The 14,714-nt window shown below is 67.2% G+C and carries 14 protein-coding genes; 10 read left to right on the top strand and 4 right to left on the bottom strand.

Annotated elements, in window-relative coordinates:
• From IEW19_RS13535 to IEW19_RS13580, 10 genes are all read left to right on the top strand, one after another.
• Nucleotides 1-1,364: splicing factor U2AF large subunit (locus IEW19_RS13535; RefSeq protein ID WP_188572150.1), on the top strand; the 1,364-nt coding region annotated here is incomplete at its 5' end.
• A 6-nt stretch (nucleotides 1,365-1,370) separates the two neighbouring features.
• Nucleotides 1,371-2,360 carry an HAD-IIA family hydrolase gene (locus IEW19_RS13540; protein ID WP_188572231.1) on the top strand — a complete coding sequence of 330 codons (990 nt, stop codon included), beginning with the start codon at nucleotides 1,371-1,373 and terminating at the stop codon, nucleotides 2,358-2,360.
• 9 nt (nucleotides 2,361-2,369) lie between these two features.
• Entirely contained in the window at nucleotides 2,370-2,621 is a 252-nt protein-coding gene (locus IEW19_RS13545; RefSeq protein WP_188572151.1) for a hypothetical protein, read from the top strand.
• Complete coding sequence (locus IEW19_RS13550) at nucleotides 2,621-3,436, top strand: TlyA family RNA methyltransferase (protein WP_188572152.1); 816 nt, start codon at nucleotides 2,621-2,623, stop codon at nucleotides 3,434-3,436. The genes IEW19_RS13545 and IEW19_RS13550 overlap by 1 nt, the downstream gene beginning before the upstream one ends.
• A 13-nt stretch (nucleotides 3,437-3,449) precedes the next feature.
• Nucleotides 3,450-4,475, top strand: a complete 1,026-nt coding sequence (locus tag IEW19_RS13555; RefSeq protein ID WP_188572153.1) for an NAD kinase — start codon at nucleotides 3,450-3,452, stop codon at nucleotides 4,473-4,475.
• Nucleotides 4,476-4,479: 4 nt separating this feature from the next.
• Entirely contained in the window at nucleotides 4,480-6,219 is a 1,740-nt protein-coding gene (recN, locus tag IEW19_RS13560) for a DNA repair protein RecN (protein WP_188572154.1), read from the top strand.
• Nucleotides 6,220-6,246: 27 nt separating this feature from the next.
• Entirely contained in the window at nucleotides 6,247-8,034 is a 1,788-nt protein-coding gene (gene pyrG / locus IEW19_RS13565) for a CTP synthase (RefSeq protein WP_188572155.1), read from the top strand.
• A 24-nt stretch (nucleotides 8,035-8,058) separates the two neighbouring features.
• Nucleotides 8,059-8,718, top strand: coding sequence for an NUDIX domain-containing protein (locus tag IEW19_RS13570; RefSeq protein WP_188572156.1), 660 nt, complete (start codon nucleotides 8,059-8,061; stop codon nucleotides 8,716-8,718).
• Nucleotides 8,718-9,746 carry a site-specific tyrosine recombinase XerD gene (gene xerD / locus IEW19_RS13575; RefSeq protein ID WP_188572157.1) on the top strand — a complete coding sequence of 343 codons (1,029 nt, stop codon included), beginning with the start codon at nucleotides 8,718-8,720 and terminating at the stop codon, nucleotides 9,744-9,746. Before IEW19_RS13570 ends, xerD begins: the two co-directional genes overlap by 1 nt.
• A gap of 9 nt (nucleotides 9,747-9,755) precedes the next feature.
• On the top strand, nucleotides 9,756-10,238 hold the full coding sequence (locus IEW19_RS13580) for an 8-oxo-dGTP diphosphatase (protein WP_188572158.1): 483 nt from the start codon (nucleotides 9,756-9,758) through the stop codon (nucleotides 10,236-10,238).
• Between the two features lie 77 nt (nucleotides 10,239-10,315).
• Here the strand turns inward: IEW19_RS13580 and IEW19_RS13585 are convergent, their stop codons facing one another.
• Genes IEW19_RS13585 through IEW19_RS13600 form a run of 4 tightly spaced genes read right to left on the bottom strand, consistent with a single transcriptional unit; the run spans nucleotide 10,316 to nucleotide 14,586 of the window.
• Nucleotides 10,316-11,455: a bifunctional 2-methylcitrate synthase/citrate synthase gene (locus tag IEW19_RS13585; protein WP_188572159.1), complete on the bottom strand. Its 1,140-nt coding sequence runs from the start codon at nucleotides 11,453-11,455 to the stop codon at nucleotides 10,316-10,318.
• 59 nt (nucleotides 11,456-11,514) lie between these two features.
• Nucleotides 11,515-12,417, bottom strand: a complete 903-nt coding sequence (gene prpB, locus IEW19_RS13590) for a methylisocitrate lyase (protein WP_188572160.1) — start codon at nucleotides 12,415-12,417, stop codon at nucleotides 11,515-11,517.
• Entirely contained in the window at nucleotides 12,417-13,937 is a 1,521-nt protein-coding gene (locus IEW19_RS13595; RefSeq protein ID WP_188572161.1) for an MmgE/PrpD family protein, read from the bottom strand. Before IEW19_RS13595 ends, prpB begins: the two co-directional genes overlap by 1 nt.
• Nucleotides 13,930-14,586, bottom strand: a complete 657-nt coding sequence (locus tag IEW19_RS13600; RefSeq protein WP_188572162.1) for a GntR family transcriptional regulator — start codon at nucleotides 14,584-14,586, stop codon at nucleotides 13,930-13,932. Before IEW19_RS13600 ends, IEW19_RS13595 begins: the two co-directional genes overlap by 8 nt.
• Nucleotides 14,587-14,714 lie beyond the last annotated feature (128 nt).

Genomic DNA, 14,714 nt, shown 5'->3' on the forward strand with positions numbered 1-14,714 from the left:
AGCCGTTTGGTGACCGCCCGCGCCGCGATGGTGAGGGTGACCGTCGTGGTTTCGGTGGCGGTGCCGGTGACCGTGACCGCAAACCCTACGGCGAGCGTGATCGTAAGCCGTTTGGTGACCGCCCGCGTCGTGATGGTGAGGGTGACCGTCGTGGTTTCAGTGGCGGTGAGAACCGCAAGCCCTACGGCGACCGGCAGGACCGGGCGCCACGCAGCTTCGATCGCAGTGACTCCCGCGCCGAGTCCGGCCGTGGCGGTTCGGGTCCGCGCAGCTTTGGGCGTGACCGCCAGGAGGATCGCCCCGTCCGCGTGCCCAACGCCGCCGACCTTCGGAGCGCCAACCGGCCGGACCGGGAGCGTTCACCGGAGATCGATGAGGACGTCACAGGCAAGGAACTGGACCGCGCTACGCAGCACCAGATCAAGACCCTCGAGCCCAAGAGCTCGGAGTGGGTGGCCCGCCACCTGGTCATGGCCGGACGCCTCATCGACGACGAGCCCGAACTTGCCTTCCAGCACGCACTTGCTGCAAGCCGTCGCGGCGGCAGGCTCGCGGCCGTCCGCGAAGCGGTTGGGCTTACTGCCTACTCTGCCGGCCACTACGGTGAGGCGCTTCGCGAGTTCCGCACCTTCCGCCGGATCAGCGGCTCCAACGTGCACCTCCCCGTGATGGCTGATTGCGAGCGTGGCCTGGGACGTCCCGACCGGGCTCTTGACGTGGCCCGCTCGGAGGAAGCCCAGGACCTTGACGCTCCCGGAAAGGTTGAACTGGCCATCGTGGCTGCCGGCGCGCGCACCGACCTCGGCCAGCTGGACGCGGCCGTAGCCGAACTTGAGATCGCGCAGCTGGACATCAACCGTGCGTTCTCCTACAGCCCCCGCCTCTTCCGTGCATACGCGGACGCCCTTGCAGCGGTAGGACGCCAGGAAGAGTCGGAAAAGTGGAACCGCCAGGCGGTCGTGGCAGAAAACGCCCTGGGCCAGGGTGTGGACCAGGAACCCGAAATCATCGACCTCGGCTGGGACGAGGAAGAGGAGGCCCGGGAAGAGGCCGAACGCCGCAGGACACTCGACCACGCCTCCAAGGCCTCGGCAACCGAATCCCCGGCAGGGGCGTCGATAGAGGCTTCGGCGGAGGGCGCGCGCGCCATTGAAGCAGAGGCTTCCCAGGGGAGCAGCATCGACGACCAGGACGGTGACTACTTCGTCTCCGACGACGCAGAATCGGACCAGGACTCTGTGGAACATGACGAGCTCGATGCGTCAGCTGCAGGCGACGCCCGCGCAGAGGACGCCGTCGCTGAGGACTTCCGCGCCGGGGACAACGGGGAACACCGGCACGACGAAGAACGCCGGGAAGACTGAAGCATGATGAGCGACGTTTCCCTGGTCTCCCGTTTCGATGCGCTCCTCGCCGACCTGGACGGTGTGGTCTACGCCGGTCCGCACGCCATTCCCGGAGCTGTTGACTCGCTGAAGCAGCTCTCCGGGCTGGGCATCGGCTTGGGTTATGTAACGAACAACGCCTCGCGGTCTCCCGCGGAGGTGGCAGCACACCTCCGCGAGCTCGGCGCGCCCGCAGAGGACAACCAGGTGGTCAGTTCCTCCCAGGCCGCAGCGGACCTGCTGGCCTCGCTGCTGGCACCCGGTTCGAGGGTCCTCATCACGGGCAGCCCCGCCCTGGCACGGGAAATCGAGCTGGCAGGCCTGGTCCCTGTAGGCAGCCAGGACGACGAACCGGTGGCCGTGGTCCAGGGCTTCAGCCCCGCTATCGGCTGGAAGGACCTGGCGGAAGCCACGTACGTAGTCTCCGCGGGAGCGCTCTGGGTAGCCACCAACACGGACATGACCATTCCGCAAGCGCGCGGCATCGCCCCTGGGAACGGCACCTTGGTGGCCGCCGTCGCCGCGGCCACCGGGCAGCAGCCCAAGGTTGCGGGAAAACCCGAGGCGCCACTGTTCCATTCGGCCGCCAAACGCCTCGGGGCTGAACGCCCCCTGGTGGTGGGCGACCGGCTGGACACGGACATCCTGGGCGGCAACAACGCCGGCTTTGCCACTGTGGCCGTCCTGACCGGCGTCGACACGCGTGAAACCATCCTTGCGGCGCGCTCTGCGGAACGGCCCAACTACATCATCGACAACCTGGCGGACCTGCACCGTCCATACCCGGAAATAACGCACGACGACGGCACCTACACGTGCGGCCAGGCAACGGCACGCGTCGCCAACGGGGCAGTAGGCGTCATTGGCAGCCGGGACGACCTCAACTCCTGGCGCGCGGCGTGCGCGGCGTGGTGGGCCGCGACGCCGGAAGCCGCCGCCGCCAAGGCGCCCAAACTGGCATGGCTGGATCACTAGACTGGTTGCATGACTGAGCTGACCGAACCGGACAACGTGCCAGCCCAGCCCGCCCCGGATTGGCCGGAGGCGCGCGGCCAGGACATCACGGATCCACAGGTGGCGCAGGCCGTGGCGCGGCTGTTGGATGTCCCGCGGCTCCCAACAGCGGACCACGAAGCCGTCTACAACGGGCTTCACGACGACCTGCTGGCCGCCCTCAACGGTGACCCCGCAGATGGGGGTCCCTCAGGTGCTGCCCCCGCCGGCGGTGAAGCCTGATGCCGGTGCGCCTGGACCAGGCACTGGTAGCCCGTGGATTGGCAAGGTCCCGGACGCATGCGGCGTCCCTCATCGCCGAAGGCAAGGTCAGTTCCGCCGGCCAGGTCCTCGCCAAGGCCTCCCTGCAGGTTGACGACACCCGGGCCCTGACCGTCGAGCACGACGACCAGGACACCTACGCCAGCCGGGCAGGCCATAAACTGGCCGGCGCGCTTGACGCCTTCCCGGAAGTTTCGGCCCAGGGCAAAAGGTGCCTTGACGCCGGTGCCTCCACCGGCGGCTTCACCGACGTCCTCCTTCGGCGCGGCGCCTCGCACGTGGTGGCGGTCGACGTCGGGCACGGCCAGTTGGTGCCGCACCTGCGCAGCGACCAGCGCGTCGACGTTCACGAAGGAATGAACGTCAGGTACATGGCGCCGGCGGACATCGGCGGCCCGGCCGCGCTGACCGTCGCCGACCTCTCCTTCATCTCCCTCACCCTCGTGGTGCAGCCGCTGGCGGACTGCACCGAACCCGGCGGCGACCTGGTACTGATGGTCAAGCCGCAGTTCGAAATCGGCAAGGACCGCCTGGGCCGCACCGGCGTCGTCACGTCGGAGCGCGAACGCCGGATGGCCGTGGAGAAGGTGGCCAGGGCAGCGCTCGACGCCGGCCTGGACCTTTGCGGCCTGGCGGTCAGTCCGTTGCCCGGACAGGACGGAAACGTCGAATACTTCCTGTGGATAAAACGCAGGATCACCAAAGATTTGCCTAAGATCGAAGAGCGGGAGGCAGCAGCCGCTGCCTTGCTCGGACAAATCTGGCAGAACCACTAGAGAGCGGAACCTGATGAGCAGGCGTGTACTGGTCCTTGCCCACACCGGCCGCGAGGAGTCACTGAAAGCCGCCTGGGAAGCCTGCGCCCTGCTGCATGCCTCGGGCATGGTCCCCGTAATGCAGGAATCCGAGCTGGGGGACATGGAACGGTTCTTCGGCCACCTGGCGCAGCCGGTGGAGGTGCTCCACGACCACGTCCAGCTGCCGGATGTTGAGCTGGTCATGGTCCTCGGCGGTGACGGAACCATCCTCCGGGCAGCGGAACTGGTCCGCGAGGTGGACGTGCCGCTGCTGGGCGTCAACCTGGGCCACGTGGGCTTCCTGGCCGAAAGCGAGCGGGCGGACCTTGCCCAAACCGTCGAATGGATCGCCAGCCGCGAGTACACGGTCGAAGAGCGGATGACCATCGATGTCCAGGTCTGGGTCCGCGGCCAGAAGATTTGGCACACCTGGGCTTTGAACGAGGCCGCCATCGAAAAGGCCAACCGCGAACGGATGCTCGAGGTGGTGACCGAAGTGGATGAGCGGCCGCTGACCTCCTTCGGCTCGGACGGCATCGTGCTGGCCACCCCCACAGGGTCCACGGCCTACGCGTTCTCGGCCGGTGGACCGGTGGTCTGGCCGGAGGTGGAGGCCCTGGTGATCGTGCCCATCAGCGCCCATGCGCTCTTCGCCAAGCCCTTGGTCGTCTCGCCCCGGTCCCGGCTCGCCGTCGAGGTGCTGGGCCGCACCGATGCCCTGGGCGTGCTCTGGTGCGACGGCCGGCGCTCCGTGGACCTGCCGCCCGGTGCCCGCGTGGAAGTCACCAAGTCTGCCACTCCGGTCCGGCTTGCACGGACCCACCAGACACCGTTCTCCGCCCGCCTGGTCCGCAAATTCCAGCTGCCCATCCACGGATGGCGCGGCCCGGTGCCCAAATCCGATGCCGTGCATACCGGACCGATTCCCATTGTGCGGACGCCACGGCCCATGCCGCCGCTGCCGGTGACACATGCGGAAAACCCAGGCAGCGATCCCGAACCGTCGACTGCAAAGTGAATCCATGCTTGAAGAACTGAGAATCCGCGATCTGGGCGTCATCACCGAGGCAACGCTTCCGCTCGGCCCGGGGCTGAGCGTCGTCACCGGCGAAACCGGTGCGGGCAAGACCATGGTGGTCACCGCCGTCGGGCTGCTGCTGGGTGCGCGTTCCGACGCCGGAGCCGTCCGCAGCGGCGCCAAAAGCGCCACCGCTGAGGCGGTTTTGAAGCTCGACGCCGGGCACCCCGCCGTCGCCCGTGCCATCGACGCCGGCGCCGAAGCCGAAGAGTTCGACGGCGGCGCCGAGCTCATCCTCGCCCGTCGCCTGGGTGCGGACGGCCGCAGCCGTGCCTTCCTGGGCGGCCGGGCAGCGCCCGTGGGCGTCCTGGCGGAGATCGGCGAATCCCTGGTGGTGGTGCACGGACAATCGGACCAGATCCGGCTCAAAAGCGCCACGGCGCAGCGGGAGGCCCTGGACAAGTTCGCGGGGGAAAGCGTGGCCGGCCCGCTGACTGCGTACCAGGAGCTGTACAGCCGGTGGAAGTCCAGCCAGGCGGAACTGGACAGCCTGCGGAGCGCCGCGCGGGACAGGCTCCGCGAAGCCGAATCCCTGGAAGCAGCCCTCGCAGAAATAGACGAAGTCGACCCACAGGCGGGGGAGGACGAGCTGCTGAAGGCCGAGGCCGTGAAGCTCGCCAACGTGGAGGAACTCCGGATCGCCGCCAGCACCGCGCACCAGGCCCTCATCGCCGAGGACTTCGCCGAATCCGGTGATGCCACCACCCTGGTGGACTCCGCCAAACGCACCCTGGAGCACGTGGCCGAGCATGACGCCGAACTGGGGTCTGCGGCCGCGCGGCTGGCAGAGGTGTGCTTCCTGCTCAACGACATCGCTACGGAACTGGCCAGCTACCAGGCCGGCCTGGACTCGGAGGGGCCGGAACGGCTCGCCGAGATCGAGGACCGGCGGGCAGCCCTGGCCAAGCTGGTCCGCAAATATGCCCCCACCATCGATGAAGTGCTGGAGTGGGCGGAAACGGCGCGCGTCCGGTACGACGAGCTGCAGGACGACTCCTCCCGCATTGAGGCGCTGGACGCAGAGGTGGTCCGTGCCGAAGCGGAGCTGAAAAAGCAGTCCGCGGCCATCGGCAAGATCCGGGCGAAGGCAGCCAAGGAACTGTCCACCCGCGTCAGCGCGGAGCTGAAAGCCCTGGCCATGGCAGACGCCACCCTGGTGATCAACCTCGAGCCTGCCGGGCAGCTGGGCCCGCACGGCGCGGATGAGATCAGCTTCCTGCTCCGGCCGCATTCCGGCGCTCCGGCCCGGCCACTGGGCAAGGGTGCATCCGGCGGTGAACTGTCCCGCGTGATGCTGGCCATCGAAGTGGTGCTCGCCGCCGTCGATCCCGTCCCCACCTTCGTCTTCGACGAGGTGGACGCCGGCGTGGGCGGCCGGGCCGCCGTCGAGATCGGCCGCCGGCTGGCCATGCTGGCGCGCCACGTCCAGGTGTTGGTGGTCACGCACCTGCCGCAGGTGGCCGCGTTCGCGGACCAGCACATCACCGTGACCAAAACCTCCGTCAGGGGTGCCGACGGCGGCACCGCCACCGGGTTCACCTCCAGTGACGTCCGCCTGCTGGACGGCCAGGAGCGGGTGCGTGAGCTCGCCCGCATGCTGGCCGGCCAGGAGGACTCCGAATCGGCGCAGGCGCACGCCCAGGAGCTGCTGGATGACGCTAAACTCCTGCCCCAGCGCGCCTGACCGGACAACCGCGGGAAGACTGAATTGATGATAGGCTCGAATTCCGTGGTGCAGCGATCAAATTCCCGTGTAAATTCCCGGTTCCCGGGCTCCTCCAAGACGACCAAGCACATCTTCGTCACCGGTGGTGTGGCGTCCTCGCTCGGCAAGGGACTGACGGCGTCCAGCCTTGGTCATCTGCTGCGGGCGCGCGGACTCTCCGTAACGATGCAGAAGCTCGATCCCTACCTGAACGTGGATCCGGGCACGATGAACCCCTTCCAGCACGGCGAGGTCTTCGTCACAGATGATGGCGCCGAGACGGACCTGGACATCGGGCACTACGAGCGCTTCCTCGACGAGAACCTCGAAGGTTCAGCGAACGTGACCACGGGCCAGGTGTACTCCACCGTGATCGCCAAGGAACGCCGCGGCGAGTACCTCGGTGACACGGTCCAGGTCATCCCCCACATCACGGATGAAATCAAGCGCCGCATGCGCTTGCCCGCTGAGGGCAAGAACGCCCCGGACGTCATCATCACGGAAATCGGCGGAACTGTTGGCGACATCGAGTCCCAGCCCTTCCTTGAATCCGCGCGCCAGGTCCGCCAGGACGTCGGGCGCGGCAACGTGTTTTTCCTCCACGTTTCCCTGGTGCCCTACATCGGCCCTTCCCAGGAACTGAAGACCAAGCCCACGCAGCACTCCGTTGCCGCCCTGCGCTCCATCGGCATCCAGCCCGAGGCGATCGTCATCCGCTCCGACCGCGAAGTGCCGGACGCCATGCGGGAGAAGATCGGCCGCATGTGCGACGTCGATATCGACGCCGTGGTGAACGCCGCCGACGCCCCGAGCATCTACGACATCCCCAAGACCCTGCACGGGCAGGGCCTGGACTCCTACATCGTCCGTGCCCTGGACCTGCCGTTCAAGGACGTGGACTGGACCAGCTGGGACCGTCTCCTGGAGGCCGTCCACAACCCGAAGCACCAGGTCGAAATCGCCTTGGTGGGCAAGTACATCGACCTTCCGGATGCCTACCTCTCGGTCACCGAAGCGCTGCGCGCCGGCGGCTTCGCCAACGAGGCAAAGGTCAAGATCCGCTGGGTCCCGTCGGACGAGTGCGACACCCGTGAGGGCGCCATTAAGGCGCTCGACGGCGTGGACGCCATCTGCGTCCCCGGCGGCTTCGGCATCCGCGGCCTCGAAGGCAAGCTCGGCGCCCTGAAGTTCGCCCGCGAAACCAAGCTGCCAGTCCTGGGCCTCTGCCTGGGCCTGCAGTGCATTGTCATCGAGTACGCACGCAACGTGGTGGGCCTGGAGGGCGCCTCCTCCAGCGAGTTCGACCCGGATTCCAAGTACCCCGTGATCGCCACCATGGAGGAGCAGCTGGAGTTTGTCGAGGGCCGCGGCGACCTCGGCGGCACCATGCGCCTGGGCCTTTACGAAGCCAAGCTCGACGAAGGCTCCGTCATCGCGGGGACCTACGGCAAGACCGCCGTCAGCGAACGCCACCGGCACCGCTATGAGGTCAACAACAAGTACCGCCAGCAGATTGCGGACAAGGGCCTGGTCTTTTCCGGCACGTCCCCGGACGGCAAGCTGGTGGAGTTCGTTGAACTGCCCGCTGAAGTCCACCCGTACTACGTGGCCACCCAGGCGCACCCCGAGCTGAGCTCGCGGCCCACGCGCCCGCACCCGCTGTTCGCCGGCCTGGTCAAGGCGGCACTGGACCACCAGGAGGCCGGCCACCAGGGCGCCGGCGCGGCTGCAGCCGACACGGCCGTGCCAGCGGCCGGGGAGCCTGCAGCATCCGGTACCGTTACCGCTAAGTAGTCAATAGAACAAAAGGACGGTGCGATGCCTGGTACACCTGAAGCCACCCCTGCCAAACAGGTTTCGGATGCACCAAGCCCGCGCCGTCTTTTGTCTACCGAGAAGGTTTACCAGGGCCGCATCTGGGACGTCGTCAGCGACACGTTCCAGCTCTCCGAGTCCGGGGACGCCCTCACCCGCGATTACATCGACCACCCCGGCGCCGTCGCCGTCCTTCCCATGAATGACGAGGGCCGGATCCTCCTCCTGAAGCAGTACCGGCATCCGGTGGGCATGGACCTCTGGGAGGTCCCCGCCGGCCTCCTGGATATCGAGGGCGAAGACTTCGTGGTGGGGGCAGCACGCGAACTGGCTGAGGAAGCGGACCTGGCCGCCGCAACCTGGAATGTCCTGGCCGATGTCTTCAATTCCCCAGGGTCCTCCAGTGAGGCCATCCGCATCTACCTCGCCCGGGACCTCACGGAAGTGCCGCACCACGAGCGCCACGAGCGGACGGACGAGGAAGCGGAGATCGAGTTCCACTGGATCAGCCTGGACGACGCCGTGGCCTCCGTACTCGCCGGCCGCCTGCACAACCCGTCCGCCGTCGTCGGCATCCTTGCCGCCGCGGCAGCCAAGGCCGACAACTATGAAGGACTGCGCCCCGCCGACGCTCCCTGGCCCGCCCACCCCAGCCAGCGCTGATGGCTCCGGCTCCCTCGGCTGAAGCTGCACCTGCACCCCCGGTCGTACAGGCTCCGAATCCGGACGCGGCAGGCGCTGCCCCGGCGGCAATTCCGGCGGCCGTGGACCGGGGAATCACCGATTACCTCCAGCACATGGGGGTGGAACGGGGACTGGCGGCAAATACCCTGGCAGCCTACCGCCGGGACCTGGCCCGCTACGCCCGCTACCTCGCCGCCGCGGGCTGCACGCGCCCGGAGGACATCACCCGGCATCACGTGACCGGATACGTCCGGGCCCTCTCCGACGGGTCCGACGGCGGGTCCACCCTGGGCGTACGATCGGCGGCGCGCACGGTGGTGGCAGTACGCGGACTGCACAAGTTCTGGGCCCTGGAAGGTTACACACCCGCGGACCCCGCCAGCGAAGTCCATCCGCCAATGGCCGGCAAGCGGCTGCCCAAAGCCATCACCGTTGATGAGGTAACCCGCATCCTCGAGGCGGCGGGAACTGACACCGCCACGGGGCTGCGCGACCGCGCCCTGCTCGAATTCCTCTACTCCACCGGCGCCAGGATCAGTGAAGCAGTGGGACTGGACGTTGACGATCTCTCCCTCGCGGAGCCGGAATCCGGGCCCGCCATTGTCCGGCTGTTCGGCAAGGGATCGAAGGAACGGCTGGTGCCGCTTGGCTCCTACGGCGCCCGGGCGCTCGATGCCTACCTGGTCCGCGGGCGGCCGCTGCTTGCCGCGAAAGGGAAGGGCACACCGGCGCTGTTCCTCAATGCCCGCGGCGGAAGGATCAGCCGGCAGAGCGCCTGGACCATCCTGAAGGCGGCAGCGGAGAAGGCCAACATCACCCGGGACGTTTCGCCGCACACGCTGCGTCACTCGTTCGCCACCCACCTGCTTGAAGGCGGCGCCGACGTGCGTGTGGTCCAGGAACTGCTGGGCCACGCGTCCGTGACCACCACCCAGGTGTACACCCTGGTCACGGCTGACACCCTGCGCGAGATCTACGCCGCGGCCCACCCCAGGGCGTTGGGTTAAGGGGTTGGGATGAGCGCAGCCGCTGTGACCCTGTGCTTCCTGATCCGCGACGGGGCCAACGGGGCGGAAGTGCTCCTGGGGCTCAAGCAAACCGGGTTTGGCAAAGGCAAGATCGTGGGCATCGGCGGCCACGTGGAACGCGGGGAGACCGACGCCCAGGCGGTGATCCGTGAGGTGCTTGAAGAAACTGGCGTGGTGCTGCGCCACGAAGATCTGGCCGATGCCGGAACCGTCCGTTTCGTCTTCCCCGCGAGGCCGGAATGGAACATGGCCACCCGGATCTTCACCGCGCGCACGTGGCACGGCGAGCCGGTGCCAAGCGATGAGATCCTGCCTGAATGGTTCAGCGTGGAGGCCTTGCCGGTAGACCGGATGTGGCAGGACGCCGACCACTGGCTGCCGGTGGTGCTCGAAGGCGGCCGGGTCAATGTGGTGGTCACCATGCACACCGATAACGAATCCGTCGCGTCATCTGAGAGCCGCTTGGACTGAGCGTTAAAGGCCGACGGCGGCCCGGGCACCAAAGTCCCGGGCCGCCGTCGGACGTTCCTGCCTTAAGCGGGGAAACGCTAGGGGAGGTGCCGCTCCTCGTGGCCGTTGTATTCGCTCAGGGGCCTGATCAGCGAGTTGGCGTCAAGCTGCTCCATGATGTGCGCGGTCCAGCCCGTGATCCGGCTGGCCACGAACAGGGGAGTGAACGTGGGTGTGTCGAAGCCCATCAGGTGGTACGTCGGCCCCGCTGGGTAGTCGAGGTTCGGCTTGATGGCCTTTGCCTCGTCCATGGCCGTTTCCAGGCCGTTGTACAGCCCCAGCAGCTCGGGTCGGCCGTAATGGGCGATCATCTTGTCCAGGGCGGCCTTCATGGTGGGCACCCGGGAGTCGCCATGCTTGTAGACGCGGTGGCCGAAGCCCATGACCTTCTTCTTCTTCGCCAGGGCATCCTCCATCCAGGCCTTCGCCCGGGCTGCGGCCTCCTCGAGGGACTCCTCCTGCCGGATGCCGATCTCGTCGAAGGTGTGCATGACGGCTTCGTTCGCACCGCCGTGCAGCGGACCCTTCAGGGCGCCGATGGCTCCTGTCACCGCCGAGTGCAGGTCCGAGAGTGTCGAGGTGATGACGCGCGCGGTGAAGGTGGACGCGTTGAAGGAGTGCTCGGCGTAGAGGATCATCGAGACGTTGAAGGCGTCCACCACCTCGGGCACCTGTTCCTCGCCGAAGGCCATCCACAGGAAGTTGGCCGAGTAGCCAAGGTCTTCGCGGGGCTCCACGAGCTCCTGGCCGTGGCGGCGGCGCTGGTCGTAGGCCACAACGGCCGGCATGGCGGCGAACAGGTCCACGGCCTTGGCCATGTTGGCTTCCCGTGAGGAGTCTTCCGCCAGCGGGTGGCGGGCGCCCATCACGGAGGCAGCGGTCCTGCAGACATCCATCGGGTGCGAGGTCACCGGCAAGGCATCGATGACCTGCTTGACTACCGGATCAAGGGCGCGCCCGGCGCGCTCCCTTGCGGTGAATTCCGCCAACTGCTCCTTGGTGGGCAGTTCGCCGTTCCAGAGCAGGTAGGCCACTTCCTCGAAGCTGCACCTGGCTGCCAGTTCCTGGACCGGATAGCCCCGGTACAGCAGGGAGTTTGTGTCAGGGTTGACCTTGGAGACCGCGGTGTAGTCAACCACGACGCCGGCAAGGCCCTTTTTGATCTCATTTTCAGCCATGCTGAAACTCCTTTGTTCCTAAAGCCTGTTATCCGGCCGGGGCCGGCATTCCGGGGATATTAGATGCCGGGGATCTGGAAGTTGAACACCCCGGTGTCGAAGCGGTTGTAAGCCTCGTAATCGACGAGGTCGTAGAGCCGGGCACGGGTCAGCATGCTTGGAACCTGTGCCTCCTGGGTGCCGTCGGATTTGATCGATTCCAGAGTACGCTCAGCAGCGCCCATGGCACTACGGAGCAGCGTTACCGGATAGATGACCATGTTCACGCCGACGCCGGCCAGCTCATCCACAGTGAACAGTGCGCTCTTGCCGAACTCGGTCATGTTCGCCAGGATCGGCACGTCCACCGCGTCCCGGATGGCCTGGAACTCGCTGAGGTCCTTCATGGCCTCAGGGAATATCGCGTCCGCCCCGGCTTCAACCAGGGCCTTGGCCCGCTGCTGCGCGGCTTCCAGGCCATCGGTGGCCCGGATATCGGTGCGGGCCATGATCAGGAAGTTCGGGTCGCGCCGTGCGTCGGCGGCGGCACGGATCCGCTTGGTGGCTGTGTCCAGGTCCACCACGTTCTTCCCGTCGAGGTGGCCGCAGCGCTTCGGGTTGAACTGGTCCTCGATGTGGCAGCCGGCCAGGCCAGCGTTCTCGAGTTCCTGCACGGTGCGGGCCACGTTCATGGGCTCGCCGAAGCCGGTGTCGGCGTCCACGATCGAAGGCAGGTCCGTCATGCGCGCAATCTGCCCGGCCCGGGTGGCAACTTCGGTGAGGGTTGTGAGTCCGATGTCGGGCAGGCCGAGGTCGTTGGCCAGCACGGCGCCGGAGATGTAGACGCCGGCGAAGCCTTTTTCCTCGATCAGCCTGGCCGAGAGCGGGTTGAACGCGCCCGGGAACTGCTGGACGGTCCCGGAAGACAGCAGTTCCCGGAAGCGGAGCCGTTTCTGCTCCGGCGTGGTCTTCGAGTACAGCATCAGAAGAGTCCCTTCGGTGCCGCCGCCAGGTCGATGACGCCGGGGGCGGCGGTGATGTTGAGCTGGTCCAGTTCGCCTGCCGCGAGTTCGGGGAGGCGTTCGACGGCGGCGAGGAACCTCTCGATTTCGGCCTCCTCCACAAGCCCTGCGGCGAGGGTGCGGAACTTGTTGACGTACTGTTCGCGGGCGAAGGGCCGGGCGCCCAGGGGATGCGCGTCAGCGACGGCGATCTGGTCGGTGATGACGGTGCCGTCCTTGAGCGTGATTTCCACTGAACCGCCGAAGGCCTTCTCCGCGATGTCCAGGGAGTGGTAGCGGCGGGTCCATTCCGGATCTTCCACCGTGGCCACCTTGTGCCACAGTTCCACGGTGTCCGGGCGTGCAGCACGCTGCGGGGCGTAGGAGTCCACGTGGTGCCAGGCTCCGTCCTGCAGGGCGACGGTGAAGATGTAAGGGATGGAGTGGTCCAGGGTTTCCCGGCTGGCTGTGGGGCTGTATTTTTGGGGATCGTTGGCGCCGGAGCCGATCACGTAGTGGGTGTGGTGGCTGGTCTTGATCAGTACGGATTCGACATTGGCCGGGTCCGTGACTTCGGGGTGTTCGCGGTTCAGCTTGCGGGCCAGGTCGATCCAGGCCTGCGCCTGGTATTCGGCGGAGTGTTCCTTGGTGTAGGTGTCCAGGATGGCGCGCTTGGCTTCGCCGGGCGTGGGGAGCGGGACCATGTAGGACGCGTCCGGGCCGTCGAGCATCCAGGCGATGACGCCGTCTTCGCCTTCGTAGATCGGCACGGGCGAGGTCTGGCCGCGCATGGCACGGTCGGCGGACTCGATGGCCATCTTGCCGGCAAACGCCGGGGCGTGCGCCTTCCAGGTGGAGATCTCGCCCTTGCGGGACTGCCGGGTTGCGGTGGTGGTGTGCAGTGCCTGCCCCACGGACTGGAAGATGGTTTCGACGTCGAGGCCCAGCAGTGTGCCGATCCCGGCGGCGGCGGAGGGGCCCAGATGGGCTACGTGGTCGATCTTGTGCTTGTGCAGGCAGATGGCCTTGACCAGGTTGACCTGGATCTCGTAGCCGGTGGCAATGCCGCGGACCAGGTCCTGGCCGCTGGCGCCCACGTGCTGGGCGACGGCGAGGATCGGCGGGATATTGTCCCCGGGGTGGGAGTAGTCGGCCGCGAGGAAGGTGTCGTGGTAGTCCAGCTCGCGGACGGCCACACCGTTGGCCCACGCAGCCCATTCCGGTGCCACCCGCTCTTCGATGCCGAAGACCTTGGACCCCTGGCCGCCGGTGCTGGGGCCATGGGTGAGCGCCTGCGCGCGGGCGGCGACGATGGGCGCGCGGTTAAGGGAGGCGATGGCAACCGAGGCGTTGTCGATGACCCGGTTGATCACCATGTCGGTCACCTCGGGGGAGACGGCGACGGGGTCCGCCGCGACCTGGGCGATCTTGTACGCGAGCTGGTCCTCGCGGGGCAGGTACTCTTCGCTCTTGTAGACGCGGACGTGGTGTTCCTTAACCATGGTGCTCCTTCGGGTGGGATGCGTGGGTTGCTTTGACGTGGGAGAGGCTGCGGTGCAGGTGGACGACGGTGGCCGCCTCTGCGAGTTTCGGGTTGCCGGCCGCTATGGCCTCTGCGATGGCGGCATGCTCGGCGGCCGCAGCGGTCAGGCGGCAGGCGTCGTCGGCCGCAAGCCTGCGGATCCGGACCAGGTGCACGCGCAGGCTTCGCATGGCCTGGGCCAGGTAGGAGTTGGAGATAGCTGCATCGATGGCTGTGTCCAGCCTGCCCACCAGCTCGTAGTAGTCGTGCAGGGCGGGATCATCGCCGCTGATCAGCTCCGGAGCCTGGAGCAGTTCGCGCTGCAGGCGCTCGAACGTTGCGGCGTCGCCGCGCCGTGCGGCCAACGCTGCGGCCCTGCCCTCGAGGGTTTCCCGGAGTTCGAAAAGTTCGTCGATGTCCTCAAGGGAGATGTCGGTGACGACGACGCCGCGGCCGCCCGCCGTCGTCAGTCCTTCCGCTGTGAGTCTCCCCAGTGCTTCGCGCAGCGGCGTCCGTGAGACACCGAGGCGTTCGGACTGCTCCACCTCGGCAAGAACCGTGCCGGGCGCCAGCCGCCATTCGACGATGTCCTCCCGCAGGGCGGCATAGGCCTTGTCACTGGCGCGCATGGTGGTCTCCTTCCTCGCTGACTGGATCAGTGTATACATAGCGGCCGCTGGAATACAGCAAATAAGGAAAAATCCGACTTTCTGTATACAGAACCCTTGTGGGTGTCGCAGGCCTGCAGCTACGATGA

Origin of the sequence: Arthrobacter liuii (assembly GCF_014639275.1) — a bacterium.
In the GTDB taxonomy this organism is placed as follows: domain Bacteria; phylum Actinomycetota; class Actinomycetes; order Actinomycetales; family Micrococcaceae; genus Arthrobacter; species Arthrobacter liuii.